The organism is Microcoleus sp. A6-C6 (assembly GCF_036705955.1).
Lineage (GTDB): Bacteria > Cyanobacteriota > Cyanobacteriia > Cyanobacteriales > Microcoleaceae > Microcoleus.
Window position 1 is genome coordinate 26,756 of sequence record NZ_JAUBVR010000035.1, and the last position, 19,633, is coordinate 46,388.

Genomic DNA, 19,633 nt, shown 5'->3' on the forward strand with positions numbered 1-19,633 from the left:
AAATAGTCAAATATTCTGCTTTTTGCCTCATGCCTTTTGACTGCAATTAATATTTAATCAAGCTCGTCAAAAAATTGATCTTCTAGCATAGGTAACATCGGTTCTAGCCTTTGGAACTCTTCTTCCGAGAGTAATTCTGGCTCGCCATCATCATTCATTCTAGCCAAGATAAAGAACGGGTCCAGAGGCGTATAAATGGCATATTCCTGTTCTTCGTGATAGAAGCTGGTCAACCACATTAGTTCCTCAAACTCCGACTCCTCATCAGGATCGACATCAGGCGCCAAATCCTCGTCGGGAAATTCCGGCAATTCGCCAACCACAGTGAGTGTGACTGCCGTGCGCCGTAGCTTCAAGTTCTGCTCTTGCAGGACAACTGTAGCGATATCAAAAATTTTGTCAATTTCGGCCTCGTCTTCTACAGGAATTGCTGCTTCGTCGGTTTCGTCTCCGTGCCAAGTAAAAATTTCTACGGGAGAGTCTATGGGAATCAGCAAAGCGTATTCTTGACCTTCTAGGCTCATCGAATGCTCTATGTTGCAAGTCAGCTTGCGCCCAAGTTCATCCGTCAGGGTGACGGACTCTTCATTGGAACTGCCATTCTCTTTGCGGTTTGGGGATGAGGACATCGCGTGTATCTTAATTTTCCGTCAATAATTCAGTAATGTTTGCTTGACAACTGGGAGTTTTCGTGGCGATCTTCTGGTCGATCGGGCGATCGCTATTCCACAAACTTAAACCGCGAGACTCGCGGCATTTTCCACAGGCGAGGAGTGCAGCGTTTAAATCTTAGCCGAGTCCGCCGGCGACACTGAGGACAAATCACAATTATGTGCTGCTTCAGTACCGAGGTTCTGGGGAATTTTCTCCCATCTGTCAACGCTTACAGGTGTGCGTAGCAAACTTGCACAACTAGGATATCATGCCTGTGTTACAAGCTATCAGGATTGGGAATTGCGCCGATCTTTTGCCTGCGCTCGTCTAGCCACTGCTGCAAAATCAAGGCCGCTGCTTTGCGATCGATCAAACCCTTATTTTGCGAGGGCGACATCCCTTGATCTCGGATCAGTTCCTCTGCGCCAACAGAAGTCAGGCGCTCGTCGGCGTATTCTAGGGGGAGATCTAAGGCGGTGGCGATGCGACTAGCATATTTCTGGACTTTTCGGGCTTGAGCGCCCACTTCTCCGTTCAGGGAGTAGGGCAAGCCAGCAACCAAAATTTGCACTCTCCGCTCTTGCACGAGCCCTCTGAGGTAAGCTACATCTCGATCGAAGGACGATCGTACCAGAGTAGTAATCCCCGTAGCGATTAAACCAGTGCCGTCACATCCGGCGATGCCGACTCGTTTGCTGCCGATATCTAATCCGAGGGCAGAAATCCATAATTTTTCGTTGGACATTAATCAATTTTAGTTTGTAGATTTACTGCTTTTTCGCGGCAATAATTATGATTTAACAAACCGCGTTGGCGTAGCCTGCGCGAAGCGCTTAGCCGCGAAAAACGCGAAGGAAGAAGGGAAGAAGGGAAGAAAGTCAGAAGTAAGATTGGTATTTTTGGCTCGATATCAACAAAAAGCAGAAGGTAGTTTTTTTTCGAGTTTCTACTTTCTGCTTTTTTCTATCAGGAATTAAGTCTTATTCTTGCACGCCGTCTAGAGGTAATTCCGGCAAATAAGGAGGCAAAATGCTGCTAGCATCTGTTACTTCTGATTCGGAATTCTGGCTGTTCAATGGGTTAACTCGCTCGGCTTGACTTTTTCCTGAGTCTAACAAAAAGGGTTTAATCTCGGACGACGCGGGCCCTGTTGCGGCTTCTCCAGCCATCGGGCCGAGCCAGGACATCCGGCCCGGTACTGGTTTGCGAGTTGGCTGGAAGCTTTGCAGCATTTCTGATAGCTGGAGTCCTTCGAGAGAGACTAATTTGGACTCGCGCAATTTGTGCCACACCGATCGCGACATCAGCAAACTGTGTTCCAGACGCACGGCTCCAAATTGCTCTAAATAAGCTTCCCGTTCCGGCTGATAGTCGGCGGAAGCCAGTTGCAGGCTTTGAACTGGGAAATCTTGAACGAGGCGCGCCATCTGGGATAGCAGTTCTGGGTACAGCCAAGTGTAGGCCGGGTGTACAGTCAACTGGGCGACGTGTGGCTGTTGGCCGTTGCGGGATAGCTGTACCTGAAAATAGCCGATCGCGGCTTTGCGCTGCGGTTCAAATACGTAGGCGCTGACTACCTCTGTTTTGCCCAGCCATTGTTTGACACCTTCAAACAATGCGCCCAAAAAACTGGTTTTGAAGTCTTGAATATGCCGATCGAATACTTGACGTACTAACGGTGGCATAGACGCGGTATCGAGTTGATATAGGAATTGAGCGTCCGCGTTGCTTACAGGCAGCAGGTTGGGCAAATCTGGCGTCGCGGAGGCCATTTCTTGGAGGCGTTCCGGGGCGATCGACCAATAAGTCATTTGTGCCAACGGCTGAAACCCGTTCTGGCGATACAAAGCCAGGGAAGTGTTATCGCCCACATTCACCTCTAGCAACCAGGTGCGTGCCTCCCAGACTGCCTCGAAGCAGTAGCGCATCAGCATCGAACCAATGCCTTTGCTGCGGGCTTCTGGGTCTACTCCGACGCGATCGATCCGCCAAGTGCTGCGGGTGCGGTTGAACGGAGAAATCTGAATTATGCCCTTAACTGTCCCCTCTTCCTCAGCAACGTGGGCCCGAAACAGGGATTGACAAGGGTTGGGAAACAAGCTCAACAGCTTTAGCAGTCCGTACCAGCGACGAATCTGCTGCAACTTTTTACCTAGTACCAAGTCGCAGCTTGCATCCTTGCGTTTTTCTGGTTGTTCGGCTGTTTCCGCGCACAGTTGTTCCATCGCCTCGATATCGCGGTACTGAAACGGGCGAATTACAACTTGGTTTTGGTTTTGAGAGGGAAATGAAGTCATATATAAATTCTCAGGTGAGGTATAAATTGGTTATTGGTTATTGGTTATTGGTAATTGGTTATTGGTAATTGGTTATTGGTAATTGGTTGGCGAGTTCCTCACGAAACTTGAGAACCGTGATAGCACGAAACTGGACAATGAAAATCAAAAAATCAAATATGTTTAAGAAAGGGGAAGAGTTAGGGAAGTTTTGAGTTTTTATTTCAAAACTTAGAGATTTGAATTCTTCACCCTTTCTTAGTCGAGCGAAAATTAAAAATTTCAAATCGTGTTTTTGAATTTTCAATTTTCAATTGTCAACTCAAGATTTTTGTGGCAGAGGTCGAATTAAAACCACTGGTGTTCGTTCGTCAGCATTCCCGGCGGGGTTACTGCGTAAGGCTTGCTCTAAAAATGCGATCGATAAATCGGAGGTCGCTGCTAATATCTTAACTGCTTTTAAGTCGTTAGCGTCTACGATCGCCGCCGCAAGTCCCGTTTCTCGTTGAATTTCTTCTACAACTTGCTGGGGATTGTCCGGGCCAAGCACGATAAATTGGTCGAAGGGAGGCAAAGTCCCCGTAACATCGTCGATTAGTCTGGCTTGTTCCCCTGCAAGTTGGTAGAAGACTCCCGGTTTACCCAATATTTTAGCTACAGAGCCGATCGCAAATGCTGCAACTACGCGCCAAGGCCCGACTACATCCACCAAAGTTTGCATCCCGCAAGCCGTGGCCAAACTCGACATCGGCAAGAAAAACAAGCAAACTCGCTTAGCTACCCATCCGGGTTTAACTTCGCTGGGATGGCGGTAGCGCCCCTGCATCAAGGCTAGGGGAGTTTCTGCGAGGGCGACGATATCGCCTTTCTCGGCGCGCGGCAAAACGTAACGCTTGACAATTTCCACGGGATTGTCGAGTTCGGCCAGTATGTGCGTGCGAATCGGTAAGACTTCTGCAACTCCGACATTGCGGGCGACGGGTACGGTGTCCGAGTTGGGAAATTGCAGCGGGACTACTACGTTGCGGACTTTGGGGATGCGCCCGCCGGGGCCGTAGGTGATGAAATGTATTTGCACCCAAGCTGACTGCAATTTGGTTAAATCTTGCCCTTGAATGTCTACGGAAACTTTAATTTTGGTGTTTTGTTGGGCTTTAACAATATAGCCGAACCAGTAATCGTCCGATCGGGCTTTTGCGTCTTTGTGGCAAGGAATGACTTTTGTCTGGGAAGTCACGCCATCCAAACTTCCGTCTGATAGCAGTTTCACCTGTGCGCGCACTTCCGGCAACATCACCTCGAACCGCTGTGTCAGGTTGCGGAACTCCATTTCGCCGACTAAAAGATAGCGATTGGGTTCGTTTATGGCTAAGTGCCATTCTCCGGCTGTAAGTTCTAGTTTATTTGCACTCCCAGTCCGGCGATAGTTCAACTCTAGGCCCAATCCGCCCAATGCTAGCAGCGAACCTGCTGCTGCGATTCCTGTTGCTAAACTCTCAATCACTCAAATCACCGCCAATAATATTTTGTGTTTACTGTAGTCGATATCGGGTACTTTGAGTGACGATCCGGTAGTAATTGGATTTGCTGAGTTTGTTGAGGGCGATCGAACTTATGCCCAATTACACGTAAGTGCGATCGCGTCTGGTGGCTAAAGCGGTCAAGTTGCTGTTCAAAGAGCTCTCCTCGTGAGTTAGATCACTCCAAAATCTAGCGTTGCTTAATCAGGGTATATAAAAAATCAGTTGAAAATCCCGAATTTTTGTGGATACTGGTTTCTATGACTTGCATATTTAGCCTTTCCTACCGTAAATCAGCAACGTCTACCAAAAAATCACTTAATTCAATAATTTAATAGTAAAGTTTTTGATAATATATAATTATTAAAAACGTTAAGTTATAAGCTGGCTCTCCACATTTTTTTAGAATATTTATTAATCATTTAATCAGTAAACAATTCTGTATACATGAGTTATTTTTGGATCGCTAAGCTAAGACTGTTCCAGATGTGCGCTCCTCTGCGTTGGCGTAGCCCCCGTAGGGGCGGGCTTCGCTAACCCGCACTTCCAGCTTCTTCAGGGTCGAATGAACAGCTATCCGCTAGCGCCGTAGTGGTCAGTACCTTTAAGAATCTACTTCTTAAGTAACAGTCAAAATCTAGTTCTTAGGCAGTAGACTTTCTGAGAAATATATAGTTAACCTAGTAAATGTAGCAGTAATACCCAAGGATATTTATGACTGATAATAAGCAGCCTTTTAACCAGCCTGAAGCCAATCCTGACTTCCAGGAAAAGAATGTTGACAATAGCGAGAACCAGCAGCTTCAGGCTCAGACTAACGAAAATGCAGAATCACAGGAAGATCAATCATCAGGCTCTGGCCTTGGTGCGAGGATAGCTGGAGCAGCAGTCGGTGGTATACTGGGTGCTCGCTCTGGGGGCATTCTTGGTGCTGTAGCAGGCTCAGTTGCTGGCGCTATGATTGGTAAAGGTACTGCTGATACTGTTAACCGTGCTGTAGATAATTTAGGGGATGCCGCACACACTGTAGCAGACGGTATTAAACACACTATAGAAGAGCTAGAGACAGTAGCAAAGGAAACTGCTGAGGAAGTTAAACCATCTATCAAAGCTACAGCAGAAGCAGTCAAGGAGACTGTTGAGGAAACTAAGCCTTCGATTAAAAGTATAGCCGAATCTGTCGATCAGACAGTGAAGGAAGCCAAGCCTTCTGTAGTAAATGCAGTCAAGAGCGCATCCGAGGAAGTTAAACCTACGATTAGAGAAGTAAAAGATTCAGTAAAGCAGACAGTCGAAGGTGTCAAGCCTTCTATACAAAGTGCAGCGAACTCTATTAAGAACACTGCCGATGAAGTTAAGCCTTCTGCCAAAGCTGTAGCTCAGGAAATTGAGGGTGCCACTAAGGATCTTAGATCGACTGTAAAAGATACAGCGAAGGCAGTGGAGCCATCTATAAAAAGTGCAACCGAATCGCTTCAGTCATCTGGCAAGAGTGCAGCCGAATCAATCAAGTCATCTGCTAAAAGCGCATCCGAATCTGCTAAAGGTGCAGCGCAGGATGTTAAGTCATCGGCCCAAAATGCAACCGAATCTGCTAAAGGTGCAGCGCAGGATGTTAAGTCATCTGCCCAAAATGCAGCCCAATCTGCTAAAGGTGCAGCGCACGATGTTAAGCCATCTGCCCAATATCTAGCCGAATCCGCCGCAGAGGGAAATAAGGATAGCGATATTCAGATATCTGGCAGTCCTGAACTCAAGGACAAAGTGGTCATTCATGACAAGAGAATCATTAAGAACTAGGTAAACTAAGGACTTAACTCCAGCTTGTTAAAGCTAGCACTAAGAGAGTTTAACAGAGAGTGGATCTGAGAAAAGAGTCCACTCTTTTTTGTGTAGGAGGACGGCGATCGCCTAGGGTTTAACGAACAGTCTATTTATTGAGGAACTCTCCCCCTGAAGAAGGAGAGATTCCGTTCATAGTTCATAATAGCTTGTAGCCATTTGTCGTAACTGCTCACCGCAATAAAGTTGCGGTGAGCAGTTACACTTTAACTCAGAGCACGCCACTTAATATTTCCTTAGATAATTATGAATTTTTCCACCGACTTAGTTAGAGTGAAACTTTGTTTGGCGCTAAAATTGTTAAGGCTTTGATTGTTGTGGCTCTTGGGGCCGAAGATACGGAAATATTTGTGTTGGGACGCGAACAATTGCTCGACTACTGGCAGAAATGGTTAAAACGGCTAAAGTTTTTTGTAGAAAAAGCTGCTTGATAAATCGAGAAATAGTTAGGGTCAAGCTGAGGTGGCCAGTTCAACCCCTCACTATTTAATAGCTAATTTGCAAAGTCACAGAAGCATCTACCTCCTGTTCCCCTCCCACCACGGGCGTTGTAGCAAAACTAGCACTGCGAGCCTCCAACTTCTGGTACACAGGAGCCGGCGCGATCGCACCGTTGACTTGAATTCCTAGAATCTCTCCCCGCTTGAGGTTTAGGGCGCTCAGGACTGCATCTGCTTGCGCTTGAGCATCTTGAGTTGCTTTTTTGAGTGCTTGTTTTTGAGCTTGTTCGATCGCACTTTCGGCGGCCACAAAACTCACACCTTGAATTCGGGTTGCTCCGGCTGTCACCGCATCGTCGAGCAAAGTGCCGGCAGATTGAGTATTGATGCGAAAACTGACGGTATTTGTAGCAGTATACCCTATTATCCGCTGCTGATTGTTTTCGTTGCTGTAATTCGGGCTGAGGTTGATGCCGGCGGTTTCGAGTTTTTCCACTTGGCGCGATCGCAGCAACTCTACCACAGCGGACGATCGTCTCGCCGCTTCCTGCTGCACCGCAGCCGCCGTTTTCCCCTGTACCTCAACCCCCAAACGCACTTGCGTTTGAGTTGTCGGAATCGCTTCAATACCCCGCCCAGTCACAGTCAGCGTTCTGATCCGCTGTTCTTGAGCCACCGCCGGATCTAATCTCACAAAACTCACGAGAGTTAACGTTAAACATAACGCTGTTAGCAGACTACGGAAATTGATTCTAGTACCGCGTTGCAAATTTGAATTCATAAAGTCGATTCTCCTCACATACAACAGATGCTATACTTTACCTTCGCACTGGAATTGCAAAATATTCAGCCTGTTACATTTTTAGCAACTAAAATTTTTAGTCATGTGTCATTAGTTTTTATATGCAATCCTTAAAACAAGCTGCCCGCCAACTAAAAAAAGAGACTTACGCTGTTTATTTAGCCAGTATAGACCAGAGAGTACCTTGGTATGCGAGAGTTTTAGCGGGTGTTACGGTTGCGTATGCCTTTAGCCCGATCGACCTAATTCCTGACTTCATCCCAATTCTCGGCTACTTGGACGATTTGATAATTGTACCCTTGGGGATTTGGCTGGTACTCAAGATGATTCCACCACAGGTTTTAGCCGAGTGTCGGGAAAAAGCAGCCGCAGAAATAGAGCGAGGAAAACCGATAAATCGGGCCACCGCTGCTGTAATTATTGCTATTTGGATCGGCTTGGGAATATTAACAGCTATTTTGCTCAAACAAATATTGAAACGTTAGAATACCCGGCGGTTGAAACCGCGGCTACACAGACAAAACCCGCCTCCGCAGGTTGAAGAATAGGCGTTGAAAATTACGTTTTACGTAATTTTCTTCAGTCCGCGGAGGCGGACATCGTTTGTGTAGACGCGGTTTCAACCGCCGTCTTATCTGATATTATATTATATAGCGATCGCACCCAACCTTAAAAAAACTCCCCGTATCCGATACTAAGTATTATTTATCCCTTAAAAAAATCCAACAACTAACATTTCAGCTATGACTCAAACTACCGATCACCTCAGCCACCTCAACCCATCCCAGCGCCAAGCAGTCGTCCATTACAACGGGCCGCTGTTAGTAGTAGCGGGGGCTGGTTCGGGGAAAACCAGAGCTCTAACTTACCGCGTAGCAAACTTAGTTCGCACCAACCGAGTCGATCCCGAAAATATTTTGGCGGTGACATTTACGAATAAAGCCGCTAGGGAGATGAAAGAAAGAATTGAGAAATTGCTGGCGACTCAGCAAGCTGAAGCTGAATATGGCAAACCTTTGGCAGATTTAGCGCCGGATGTGCAAACCAGATTGCGATCGCAAATTTATCAAAAAATCACCAAACAGATTTGGATGGGGACTTTTCACTCTCTCTGTGGCCGCATTCTCCGCTACGACATTGAGAAATATCAAGACGAAAAAGGCCGCCAATGGAAGAAGAATTTTTCAATTTTTGACGAGTCAGATGCTCAAACTCTCGTCAAACAAATTGTTACCAAAGTCCTTAACCTCGATGACAAGAAGTTTGACCCGCGCAAAGTCCGCTATGTCATCAGCAACGCTAAAAATAAAGGTTGGTCGCCTCAAGAATTCCTAGCCGCAGAACCGGATTACAGAGGGCGCGTAATTGCGGATGTTTACAGCCGCTACCAAGATGCTTTAGCCGCCAACAACGGCTTAGATTTTGACGATTTAATTCTGGTTCCGGTTAAACTCTTATCCCAAAACGAGCAAGTATTAAGTTATTGGCATCACAAATTCAGACATATTTTAGTTGATGAATACCAAGATACGAACCGCACTCAATATGATTTGATTCGGATGTTGGTCACAAATAATGTTGACCCGAAAGAGTTTGATAAATGGCAAAATCGCTCGATTTTTGTGGTGGGCGATGTCGATCAATCTATTTACAGTTTTCGGATGGCGGATTATACCATCTTGCTGGAATTTCAAGAGGATTTCGGCGATGGTTTGTCGGACGAAAAAACTCAGACGATGGTAAAATTAGAGGAGAATTATCGATCGCGCGAAAACATCCTGCAAGCCGCCAACCACTTGATCGAACACAATACCGAACGCATCGAGAAAGTTCTGCGGCCGACTCGCGAACCCGGAGCTCCGATTGTGGTATGGCGCGCTGACAACGAAATAGATGAAGCGCAATTTGTAGCGGGTCAAATTCAGTCGCTGAAGCGCCAAAACTCGGAGTACGAACACGGGAGTAACTTTGCGATTCTGTACCGCACCAACGCTCAATCTCGCTCCTTTGAAGAAGCGTTAATGTACTTGGATATTCCCTACAATATTGTCGGCGGCCTGAAGTTTTACGATCGCAAAGAAATCAAAGATATCCTAGCATACCTGCGGACGATCGCCAATCCCGACGATAGCGTCAGCCTCAAACGCATCATCAACACTCCCCGCCGCGGCATTGGCGATACCACATTTGGTAAAATCGAAGACGCTGGAACCCAATTGGGGATTCCGTTATGGGAAATCCTCAGCGATGAATCTTCTGTAAATACTCTCGCAGGGCGATCGGCAAAAGCTATCATTAAGTTTGCCCAAATGATTAGTAATTGGCAACAAAAACTTGAAACTACGCCCGCGTCGCAAATTGTCCAAGGAATTATCGAAGATTCTGGTTACATTGACGATTTAAAAAATCAAGGAACCGAGGAAGCAGAAAATCGCATCGCCAACGTTCGAGAATTGTACAACGCGGTGATCCAATTTGAAGAACAAAACGAAGAACCGACGCTAACATCATTTTTAGCAAAAGCATCCTTAGCATCCGATTTAGATGACTTGAAAGAAGACGATTCCCGCGTGTCGCTGATGACGCTGCACTCCGCGAAAGGGTTAGAATTTCCCGTAGTCTTTCTAGTCGGAATGGAACAGGGTTTATTTCCCAATTTCCGCAGTTTGGATGACCCAAAAGCAGTTGAAGAAGAACGCCGTTTGTGCTATGTCGGCATCACTCGCGCCCAGGAATTGCTATTTCTTACCCACACTCGCGAACGCCGCCTCTGGGGAGGATACCGCGAACACTGCACGCCTTCGCTATTCTTGGGCGAATTACCGACACATTTGCTGGCTGGAAGTGCGAAGAAAACTAAGACGGCCAAAACGGCTGCATCGCAGGGAAAGACTAATAATTCAGCAGCCGATTCTGGGAGTTCTCCATCAGAGTGGAAAACTGGGGAACGGGTTTTTCATCATGCTTTTGGAGTTGGAGAAATTACCCACGTTTTGGGAGTGGGTGATAAAACTAATCTGGCAATTAAATTTAAAGGTTTGGGCCGCAAAATCATCGATCCGAGAACGGCGAAGTTGCAGCGAGTGTAATAGAAAATCCGGCGGTTGAAACCTCGTCTATACAGGCAAAACCCGGATGGTGCGCGGGTTGAAGAATGGGCGGTTAAAATTACAGTAAAAATTACATTTTTTTCTTCAGTCCGCGGAGGCGGACATCGTTTGTATAGACGCGGTTTCAACCGCCGTCTGCATCTTGAGGCGATCGCGTAGGAAATCTTATCGCTTAACAGGATCTCCGGCCTTTTCCACAATAAAATTCACTCTTTGTGGAACAGGCAAGATGCCTGTTCATAAAAGACTTATTAAGAATGAATGATGCAATATCTTATATCTTATTCGACTACCTGAGATTCCACACGCCTGTATTTACCCGCCAAACGTTCTCGACGCTGGCGGCGGTTGTCAGCTTCAAATATGGCGATTAATTCATCCAGGTTTAGAGTCAAAGCGTCAAGCTGTTGGCAGACTTCACGCATCTTGTCAACGTGTCGCTTTCTGGTTTCAGCGTCGGGGATTCTAGGTTGTTGATTCATTGCAAATTCCAATCCATTTTGATTTCTCGGATAGTTGCTTCTGAGGCATCGACAGCCGCCTCTGTTTGTTCTATCGTTCTATACAGAAAGTTTAACGTATCCGCAGTCGCAGCGGGTTGAGATTCTGCCACCTGCTGCAAAAGCCTGTACAAACGATTGTAAGGGTTTCTCAACCTTTCCTTAACATTATCCAGGGATTCTAGTTCGGGGAGTGTTGCTTCTGTCTCGCCAAACTGCTGCATTAAAATATATTCTGTGGCAGTTGTTTCGTTGAGGATTTCCACTAGCCGTCGCTGCAATGTGAAAATTGTGTTCAGGATGTCATCAGGTAGCTTTGCCATTGTCCTTGATTTTTAGGGATAACAACTTAACACAATATATCAGAATGTTTGCTTCCTCTCATTTTAGTTTTAATCAAGAGCGATCGCAGTCCAAATTTACCACTTTTCAACCTAACTAAAAGCATCCACGTTACAATTTTCCGCATTGATCCGTGAGGTCGCTTTCTTCAATCCTAAAATCTAATATCTAAAATCGATTCACTTCCCTGCTTCGCCAATAACGCACTTCCATAAGCAGCCGCAGTATTAACGGGAGTCACCACAGGCACTTTCAAATAACGCTTTCTGATCGCACTCCAAACCGCATTTTTTGCACCACCGCCAGCAGTATAAACCTTTGTCAAAGGAGTTGCACCCAACTCCTGCAATAATTGATATCCCCGCGCTTCAATCCGCGCGATACTTTCTAGCAAACCGTGCAGAAATTCCACAGAATCAGCGGGACGCGGTTCGAGTCTGGGCGGCAAATTCGGGTCATTAATCGGAAAGCGATCGCCCTTTTTCAACAATGGGTAATAATCCAGCAAACTCCCTTGCTCTGGATCGATTTGTGTGCTATAATTATCTAACTCAGCATCAGTAAAAAAGTGTCGCAGCACCGCACCTCCGGTATTAGAAGCGCCTCCAACCAACCACAAATCGCCTAATTTGTGACTGTAAATCCCGTATTTCGCATCATCTACGCGGGTATAACTTAACAGTTTGACGGCTAATGTAGAACCGAGAGAAGTTACTGCTTCTCCTGGTGAATTGACACCGCTTGCTAGAAATGCTGCAATACTATCGGTTGTACCAGCATAAACTGTACAATCTGGGGGGAATCCGAAGCGATCGCCCAATTCGACTCTAACTTCTCCCACAGGCGTACCCGGTGCGACAACCTGCGGCAATTTAGGCGTTACAGCGCCCGCAATTCCCTCGATTAGCCAATCGGGATAGCACAAAGTATCAACATCAAAACCGAGTTTTAAAGCATTGTGATAGTCGCTAATTCCTAATTTTCCGTGCAGCAAAAATGCCAGCCAATCAGCTTGATGCAGGAAATAAAGCGGGCTGGTAAAGCCTCGAAAGTTTTGCCACCAAAGGAGTTTTGCCAGACTGGATGTAGCGCTTAATACTGTGTGGTTTGGTGGTGCGATCGCGCGCAACGTCTCTGTAACGGCTGCACCGCGCGCATCGTTGTATAAAATGGGTTCGCATACGGGTATACCGTCAGTATCGCACAGCATGACAGTGGAAGATGTGCCGTCAAGGGCGATCGCGCTTACCTGATTGCGGATGGTTGGGGGGATTTGCTCAATTACAGCCCACAGCGCATTTTGCCACACCGAGGGCAATTCCGACTGGCGATCGTTGGCAAAAGTGTATTCTGTCTCGCAATGGATTGTACCCTGGGAGTCGATAATTGTCGATCGCGCGCCCGTAGTACCGAAATCAATTCCCAAATAAAGATTCATTTATAGCTGTTGACAGTTGACAGTTGACAGTTGACAGTTAACAGTAGTTGTAGGGTGTGTCAGCAAGAAACCGGGTTTCTGAGATTATCGTGCTTCGACATATTCACATAGCGTAGTTGGTTCGGGAATTGGTAAACCTTCCTCTCGCAATCCTTCTAAGTGAAATTCGATCGCTTCTTTAATTTGCTGCTTTATTTCTGCAAGGGTTGCGCCTGTAGCTGCACATCCGGGTAAATCTGGTGCGTAAGCTGAATAGTTATTCGGTGTTTTTTCAATCACAATCGCATAACGCATTAGTTGATACTCATCTTTATAAAAAGAGTAATTCATAGATTAATATGCTTAATTTTCACTCCAAGCACTGAGAAACTCTATTTGATTTTGCATTTCTTCCGCAGACTTAGCAGAAATCAGTCTCAAAAGGCGACGCATTTGTTCTCCCGCAGAATAATTTTGTTGACCTAAAATAATTCCTGCATGAGAGTCACCTTTTTCTAACCAATCGGTATGAATTTTATAAAAATCCCTAGCGTTGAAACTGTAAATTACCCTTTGATTAACAAAAGCCCAACTCAGTTGATCTTCATCACTCCGAGATAACATCGCAGCTTCGGAAACTGTAATGACATCTACACTGCGACTTTGTAAAGCTTGTAAAAGTTTTTGACTGCGTGAATCTTCATCTAAATACAGCCGAATTTTACTCATGTTTTCTCCGGTCTTTTTTGGCTATTTAATGCTGCAAGACTCTCATATTCTGCTTGTTCTGCGGCTAAATCAGCTTCTATCTCTGCTTGATTTGCATGATAATAAGATAGTGCAGCATAAACTTGGGCTAAGGTAAGATGATCTAAATCTTTAGCTATCTCCTCAGCATTATTGCCTTGTTTGTACAAGGCGGCAATTCGTCGCACGGATGTAGCAGTGCCTGCGATAATAGGAATGCCACCACGAAGTTGCAAATCGCGGGTAATTAAGGTGCCGATTTCTATAATTGTTGCTGTCAAAGTAGTTTCTCCTTATTAATTTTTCTTCAAATAATGAGAGTGTCAATATCAGTTAAAGTATAGATTACAGCTTACAGTTCTCGATGCGAGAGAAGAGAGAACCACACAACCAACCCCAACCAGCCCAACACCGCAACAACCAAACCCAATGCTTCTCCCCCCTGCGCGAACACACGCGCACACGACGGGAGATGCCCACGTAGTGCTTGCTTTAGATTAAACGTCAGGTCATCGTACTCCAACCAACCTTTGTCATTTCTCCAACCGACACGATCGCCTAGCTTGCATTCAGTCTCCCAATCAACTTTACCACCAACTTCCAACCAGATTTTTTTCTGGATGCTAAAGCCAAAACGACCCTGACTGTATTTTACCCACAACTGGTCTATCGTGCGTAAATCATCGCCAGGAAAATTATCAATTGATTCCTTATTAAAATAACCTTCCTTCTCCCGTCTAGCAGCTTTCAGCATCACTTTGAGTGTTTCCTGATCCGCCTCTTTCCACTTCCCTACTGCTAATAAATTCCGCAAACAAGTATAGTCAACACCCCGTGCCGATTTAAGGGAGTCTGGTGATGGTTGAGGTGATGGTTGATGTGATGTTTGAGGTGATAGATTACAACTCTCGATGCGAGAAAAGAAAACCAAACCCCACCAACCGCACCCACTCACAAAACCAAAGTCAACCCGCACGCAACAACGAACCCACGGGAGGTGGCCTGGTGGTGCTTGCAAATTAAAGGTTAGGTCATCGTAGTTAAACCAACTTTTTCGGCCTTTTCGCCAACCTACACGATCGCCTAGTTTCTTTTCAGTATCCCAATCCACTTTCCCACCAAGTGACAGCCAAATTTCTTTCTGGACGCTAAAGCCAAAGCGACCCTGACTATATTTTACCCACAACTGGTCGATCGTCCGTAAATCATCGCAAGGAAACTTGTCAATGTCGTTGTTATTTAACCAACCTTCCTTCTCCCGTCTAGCAGCTTTCAACATCACGTTGAGTGTTTCCTGATCCGCCTCTTTCCACTTCCCTGCTGCTAATAAATCCCGCAGACGAGTATAGTCAACACCCAGCGCTGATTTAAGGGAGTCTGTTGACGGTGGAGGTGTTTGAGGTGATGCTTGAGGTGATGGTTGAGGTGATTGAGTACAAAGAGCCTGCAAAACTTCAGTAGCAGATTGATAACGTCGCTTACTAGCCGGTATTATCATTTTATCTAAAATCAGACCCAGTTCCGAACTGACAGATGCTTTTAAGTTTTCTCGCCAAACCCATTCCATCTCGCTTGTATCGAATAAATCAATCGGTTCAACCTGAGTTAACAGATACAGACAAGTGACACCCAGACTGTAAATATCACTAGCATAAATGGCTTTGCCCGCTGCTTGTTCCGGTGCCGTATATCCAGCAGTCCCAATCACCGTTCCCGTTACAGATAAAGCAGTTTGTGTCGCATATTTCGCCGCGCCAAAGTCAACTAAAACCAGTTGCCCATCTTGCCTAAGAATAATATTTTCTGGTTTGATATCCCGGTGAATTACTTGGCGAGAGTGAATGAACTCGAAGGTAGGTAGTAAATTCTTAAGCAAGTCGCGAATCTGTGTTTCCCGAAAATATCCCTGAGATTCTAGTGCTTGGGCTAAATTTTCACCGTCGATGAATTCTTGGACTAAATACTGCCGGTCATCTTGACTAAAATATGCTAATAAATCGGGAATTTGAGAATATTTACCCAATTGTTCTAGGCGTACTGCTTCCTGCTCCAATAACTCAGTGGCTTTTTGGATACTAGAAGTGCCTTGAGCTTGGGGGTAAAATTGTTTAATAACGCAGGGTGGTTTTGAGGGTTTATACTCGTCAAAAGCGAGAAAAGTGCGCCCAAAGCCTCCTTGTCCAATGATTTTTTGCGCTCGGTAGCGATCGCCCAATAGCAGTTTATTCCCACATTTTTGACAGAATTTTGTAGAGCCAGACGGGTTTTGCCATAGGCAATCAGGGTTTAGACAGTGGCTCATAAAATATGCTGATAAATTATAGATTAAAGCTCTCGATGCGATTCCAGCGGACATGGTGTTAAATGTGGAACAGCAGATCTAGGTAAGGACACGGCATTGCCCAAAGCCGTCTCAACTCAACCCCCATTCAAAGTATAGATAACTCGCCCTTGTGCTGTTGCCCATATTAATTGCTCTTCATAGGTGCAACGCCTGATTATTCGCTTCAGCAGTAGTGGCTACATCAATCCCTGCATTTCCGAGCGCTTTGACTAAGGAGCGATCGAGAATATCCTTATCTCAATATAAACAAATTTTGCTTAAGAGTAACTCTCCTTGCGTCTACGAGCAGCTAAGGCTAATTCAAAGCCTGCCTTGAGTTGGTCAGCTATGTCCGAGGCATGGGATGCTTCTCCTCCTTGCCTTGCTTTGAGTTGTAACGGTGCGGTGATCGCAATCCGTTCCTCTTCATAGTCCGTAAGAGCTTTAGCAACAGAAGGAGTATCCTGCAAGTTCAGCGCGTTGAGTTTTTTTGTTAAAGCAACAGCATCCTCAAATGCCATAGTAGTCCCTAATCCTAATGACGGTCGCATCGGGTGAGCGGCATCCCCTAATAAGGTGATTCTCTCTCTATCCCCCCATTGGGATACTGGTTCCCGATCGAACACGCCAGTTTCCACAATGGTGGTAGGGTCAGTTGCGCGAATAACCCTTTCAACAAAGGGAGTCCATTGGTCAAAAACTTGGAGAACCATAGCTAAAACATCGGTACTCTTCTCTGAAGTCGGATGGAGTGCTGTACCTGTCCAAGCCAGTCCCTCGGCTCCTGCATCCATAATCCAAAAATTTTTCTGGTCTCCTACCACCAGTTGAAAACCAGCCCCTTCTGCAAAGGGTTCAGCGAGGGGGGCTAGGATTTGACGGGGCAAGATTCCTCGCCAAGTCATGGTTCCAGTGTACAGAGGCGCACCATCTCCCACGGTAAGACCGCGAACCACGGAGTGATACCCATCGGCACCAATTAACAGTCGTGCGCCAACATCGGGCTGATTCTCAAAGTGCAAACGTAAGGGAGCCTTGGACGGATCGGCGACCTTAGTGAAGTTGACAAACTTATGGTTAATGTGAAGGGATACGGTAGGTGGCAGTGTGTTGTGCAATGAGCTTTGTAGGTTATACCACGCTAGCCAAGTGAAGGGAGTACCCGCCAAGGGCGATTCATCAGAAAACAGAACCTCGCCATTGGGTCTCATCAGCAGTTGTCGCTGTGGGTTGGCAGAAGCGGCACGAACTTGGGTAGCGAGCGAGGCATTGATGAGAGCCAAGGCCTTATACCCGGCTTCTGCTAACCCTAGGGCAGCGCCGATGGGACGTAAAGCTCTAGCTCGTTCAAACACACCTACCGAAAAACCTAAATTGGCTAGCCCATGCGCTGCACATAGTCCGCCGGGTCCTGCACCAATAATGGCGATATCGAAAGTTGGGGTTTCAGTCATGAATTGTGTTGACAGATTTCGGACTTGTGTGTAGAGGCTAGCCTTAAAAAGAGGGGACAGGAGTCTGATCTCGCGTCCCTCTTCTTAAGGATGCGAGGGGGATTGGGACTCGGCGATCGACCAGAGATACAATTGTTTTCAGGCGATTGTTGACACCTATGGACTGACCCCCGTGTCCCTACTTTCATCCCTTAAACTTTCGTCCCACACTCAGGACAAAACTTATTGCTCGAAACATTCTTCGCGCCGCAACTCGGACAATAAACCAACTCCGCAGATGGCAACGTGCTGCGTTCCGGCAAACCAACCATTTGAGCGTTACTCTTGCCCGGAATTACCATCGGATAGCAGTTTTCGTCCCGCGTTACCTTAACGTTCATCAGCACAGGGCCTTCGTGAGCGAGCATCTGGGCGATCGCACCCTCCAACTCATCCGGCCCTGAAACCTGCATCCCCTTCACGCCATATGCCTCAGCCAGCATCACAAAATCCGGCATCCCCACAGTCATGTTCGACGACGAATAACGCTCGCCGTAGAACGCCTGCTGCCACTGCCGCACCATGCCCTGCCAGCCATTATTTACAATCACAACCTTGACATTAATGCCGTATTGTGCTAAGGTTCCGAGCTCTTGAATATTCATTTGTATGCTAGCGTCGCCAGCAATACAAATGACTTGCTCGTTGGGTAGCGCCATTTTCGCGCCCATCGCCGCCGGCAGCCCAAAACCCATCGTTCCCAAACCAGCGCTGGAAATCCAGCGGCGCGGCCCGTTGTTTAAGAATTGAGCCGACCACATTTGATGTTGACCGACATCCGTCGTGTAGTAAGCATCCGGCGCTTGAGTAGCCAATTCCCAAATCACCTCTTGCGGAGACAAAATGTCGGGGTAGTGAGGCACAACTAACGGATAGTCCTGTTTCCAGCGATCGATCCTGTGCAGCCATTCCCCAGTTTGTCCGGGAGTACCCGAAACACCAGTTTCCCGACAGCGACGCAGCAAATCAATCAAAACTTGCCGGACATCTCCGACAATCGGCACGTCTGGGCCGCGATTTTTGCCTACTTCCGCCGGATCGATATCGATGTGAATTACCTTCGCCCGCGCTGCAAATTCGTCTAATTTTCCCGTCACGCGATCGTCAAACCGAGCCCCTACAGCCATCAGCAAATCGCACTCGGTAACGGCAAAATTAGCATACGCAGTGCCGTGCATCCCTAGCATTTTCACCGACAAAGGATGTTTTTCGTCAAAAGCGCCTTTGCCCATCAGCGTTGTTGTGACAGGCAATTGGAACATCTCGGCGAGTTCCTTAATTTCCTCATGGGCCGCCGCTGCGATCGCCCCGCCGCCCACATAAAGCAAAGGACGCTTCGCTTCCTTCAGCAAATGGATTGCTTGATTAATCTGGCGGGGATTTCCCTTCACAGTCGGACGATAGCCCGGAATTCTAACCGATCCGGGTTCCACCGGCAGATACTCAAACTCTTCTAAACCGACATCCTTGGGCACGTCAATCAACACCGGGCCCGGCCGCCCGGTACTCGCGATGTGGAAAGCTTCAGCCACAATTCGGGCCATGTCTCTCGGATCGCGCACTACATAGGAATGCTTGACAATGGGCAGAGTAATGCCGTAAATATCAGTTTCCTGAAACGCATCAGTGCCGATCGCCGGACGGGGCACTTGACCGGTAATAATTACCATCGGGATCGAATCCATGTGCGCCGTCGCAATCCCCGTCACCAAATTAGTTGCGCCGGGCCCGGAAGTCGCGAAACAAACCCCAACTTGTCCGGTAGCGCGGGCGTATCCGTCGGCGGCGTGAGCAGCACCTTGCTCGTGCCGCACTAGAATGTGTTTGATCGCGCCAGTTTCTTCAGCCCGGTATAGTTCGTCGTAAAGCGGCAAAATTGCGCCGCCGGGATAACCAAAAATATGCTTGACACCGTGGCGGATCAAGCTGTCGATCAAAGCAAATCCACCCGTTGCACGCTTGATGGCCACTTTAGTTTTTAGTTGCACAGAATTTCCTTCCTTAAACTAATTAGGATTTTTAATGAAAGCTTTTATACTACTTTAATCTCAATAATCAAAGTCTGAAAATTTAACGGCTGATATTTTACAAAAAGTTTCGCGCTGCGACGGTTTGCGATCGGACGATCGAGAATTTGTGAAACAGCAGAGGAAGAAAACAAACAGAA

19 protein-coding genes are annotated in these 19,633 nt (G+C 46.8%); 5 read left to right on the forward strand and 14 right to left on the reverse strand.

All coding sequences use genetic code 11. From position 1 onward, the window contains the following. Positions 1 to 53 precede the first annotated feature (53 nt). The 4 genes from QUB52_RS15685 to QUB52_RS15700 form a co-directional block, all read right to left on the reverse strand. Entirely contained in the window at positions 54 to 629 is a 576-nt protein-coding gene (locus QUB52_RS15685) for a DUF3727 domain-containing protein (protein WP_265234589.1), read from the reverse strand. A 302-nt stretch (positions 630 to 931) separates the two neighbouring features. Next, positions 932 to 1,399 (reverse strand): Holliday junction resolvase RuvX, encoded by a 468-nt coding sequence (gene ruvX / locus QUB52_RS15690; protein WP_332968583.1) that lies wholly within the window; start codon positions 1,397 to 1,399, stop codon positions 932 to 934. Positions 1,400 to 1,634: 235 nt separating this feature from the next. After that, the gene (locus QUB52_RS15695) at positions 1,635 to 2,951 is read right to left on the reverse strand and encodes a GNAT family N-acetyltransferase (RefSeq protein WP_332968582.1); all 1,317 of its coding nucleotides are present in this window, start codon (positions 2,949 to 2,951) and stop codon (positions 1,635 to 1,637) included. Positions 2,952 to 3,252: 301 nt separating this feature from the next. Continuing rightward, positions 3,253 to 4,434 (reverse strand): F420-0:Gamma-glutamyl ligase, encoded by a 1,182-nt coding sequence (locus QUB52_RS15700; protein ID WP_332973861.1) that lies wholly within the window; start codon positions 4,432 to 4,434, stop codon positions 3,253 to 3,255. A 730-nt stretch (positions 4,435 to 5,164) separates the two neighbouring features. Between QUB52_RS15700 and QUB52_RS15705 the strand changes: the two genes are divergently transcribed. Both QUB52_RS15705 and QUB52_RS15710 read left to right on the forward strand, forming a co-directional pair. Further along, positions 5,165 to 6,250, forward strand: a complete 1,086-nt coding sequence (locus QUB52_RS15705) for a hypothetical protein (RefSeq protein WP_265234585.1) — start codon at positions 5,165 to 5,167, stop codon at positions 6,248 to 6,250. A gap of 323 nt (positions 6,251 to 6,573) precedes the next feature. Further along, positions 6,574 to 6,723, forward strand: coding sequence for a hypothetical protein (locus tag QUB52_RS15710; RefSeq protein WP_265234584.1), 150 nt, complete (start codon positions 6,574 to 6,576; stop codon positions 6,721 to 6,723). Positions 6,724 to 6,778: 55 nt separating this feature from the next. Here the strand turns inward: QUB52_RS15710 and QUB52_RS15715 are convergent, their stop codons facing one another. After that, positions 6,779 to 7,513: an SIMPL domain-containing protein gene (locus QUB52_RS15715; RefSeq protein ID WP_265234583.1), complete on the reverse strand. Its 735-nt coding sequence runs from the start codon at positions 7,511 to 7,513 to the stop codon at positions 6,779 to 6,781. Positions 7,514 to 7,635: 122 nt separating this feature from the next. Here QUB52_RS15715 and QUB52_RS15720 point away from each other — a divergent pair, with 122 nt between their 5' ends. The 3 genes from QUB52_RS15720 to QUB52_RS15730 all read left to right on the forward strand — a co-directional run bounded on the left by QUB52_RS15720 (position 7,636) and on the right by QUB52_RS15730 (position 10,803). Beyond that, entirely contained in the window at positions 7,636 to 8,019 is a 384-nt protein-coding gene (locus QUB52_RS15720) for a YkvA family protein (protein WP_265234582.1), read from the forward strand. Between the two features lie 258 nt (positions 8,020 to 8,277). Next, positions 8,278 to 10,623 carry a DNA helicase PcrA gene (gene pcrA, locus QUB52_RS15725; RefSeq protein ID WP_332968577.1) on the forward strand — a complete coding sequence of 782 codons (2,346 nt, stop codon included), beginning with the start codon at positions 8,278 to 8,280 and terminating at the stop codon, positions 10,621 to 10,623. Between the two features lie 15 nt (positions 10,624 to 10,638). Then, positions 10,639 to 10,803 (forward strand): hypothetical protein, encoded by a 165-nt coding sequence (locus tag QUB52_RS15730; RefSeq protein WP_265234580.1) that lies wholly within the window; start codon positions 10,639 to 10,641, stop codon positions 10,801 to 10,803. 122 nt (positions 10,804 to 10,925) lie between these two features. Here QUB52_RS15730 and QUB52_RS15735 read toward each other — a convergent pair whose 3' ends face one another. The 9 genes from QUB52_RS15735 to ilvB form a co-directional block, all read right to left on the reverse strand. Continuing rightward, the gene (locus tag QUB52_RS15735; RefSeq protein ID WP_265234579.1) at positions 10,926 to 11,126 is read right to left on the reverse strand and encodes a hypothetical protein; all 201 of its coding nucleotides are present in this window, start codon (positions 11,124 to 11,126) and stop codon (positions 10,926 to 10,928) included. Continuing rightward, positions 11,123 to 11,467, reverse strand: a complete 345-nt coding sequence (locus QUB52_RS15740; protein WP_265234578.1) for a hypothetical protein — start codon at positions 11,465 to 11,467, stop codon at positions 11,123 to 11,125. The genes QUB52_RS15735 and QUB52_RS15740 overlap by 4 nt, the downstream gene beginning before the upstream one ends. A 173-nt stretch (positions 11,468 to 11,640) precedes the next feature. Further along, entirely contained in the window at positions 11,641 to 12,924 is a 1,284-nt protein-coding gene (locus tag QUB52_RS15745) for an FGGY-family carbohydrate kinase (protein ID WP_332973862.1), read from the reverse strand. A gap of 84 nt (positions 12,925 to 13,008) precedes the next feature. After that, the gene (locus QUB52_RS15750) at positions 13,009 to 13,254 is read right to left on the reverse strand and encodes a type II toxin-antitoxin system HicB family antitoxin (RefSeq protein WP_332973864.1); all 246 of its coding nucleotides are present in this window, start codon (positions 13,252 to 13,254) and stop codon (positions 13,009 to 13,011) included. A 12-nt stretch (positions 13,255 to 13,266) separates the two neighbouring features. Beyond that, positions 13,267 to 13,632, reverse strand: a complete 366-nt coding sequence (locus tag QUB52_RS15755) for a DUF5615 family PIN-like protein (protein ID WP_332973865.1) — start codon at positions 13,630 to 13,632, stop codon at positions 13,267 to 13,269. After that, entirely contained in the window at positions 13,629 to 13,931 is a 303-nt protein-coding gene (locus tag QUB52_RS15760) for a DUF433 domain-containing protein (RefSeq protein WP_332973866.1), read from the reverse strand. Before QUB52_RS15760 ends, QUB52_RS15755 begins: the two co-directional genes overlap by 4 nt. 71 nt (positions 13,932 to 14,002) lie before the next feature. After that, positions 14,003 to 15,952: a serine/threonine-protein kinase gene (locus QUB52_RS15765; RefSeq protein WP_332973868.1), complete on the reverse strand. Its 1,950-nt coding sequence runs from the start codon at positions 15,950 to 15,952 to the stop codon at positions 14,003 to 14,005. Positions 15,953 to 16,251: 299 nt separating this feature from the next. Continuing rightward, positions 16,252 to 17,427, reverse strand: coding sequence for an FAD-dependent oxidoreductase (locus QUB52_RS15770; RefSeq protein WP_332973870.1), 1,176 nt, complete (start codon positions 17,425 to 17,427; stop codon positions 16,252 to 16,254). 191 nt (positions 17,428 to 17,618) lie between these two features. Then, positions 17,619 to 19,454: a biosynthetic-type acetolactate synthase large subunit gene (ilvB, locus tag QUB52_RS15775; RefSeq protein ID WP_332973871.1), complete on the reverse strand. Its 1,836-nt coding sequence runs from the start codon at positions 19,452 to 19,454 to the stop codon at positions 17,619 to 17,621. Positions 19,455 to 19,633: the final 179 nt, after the last annotated feature.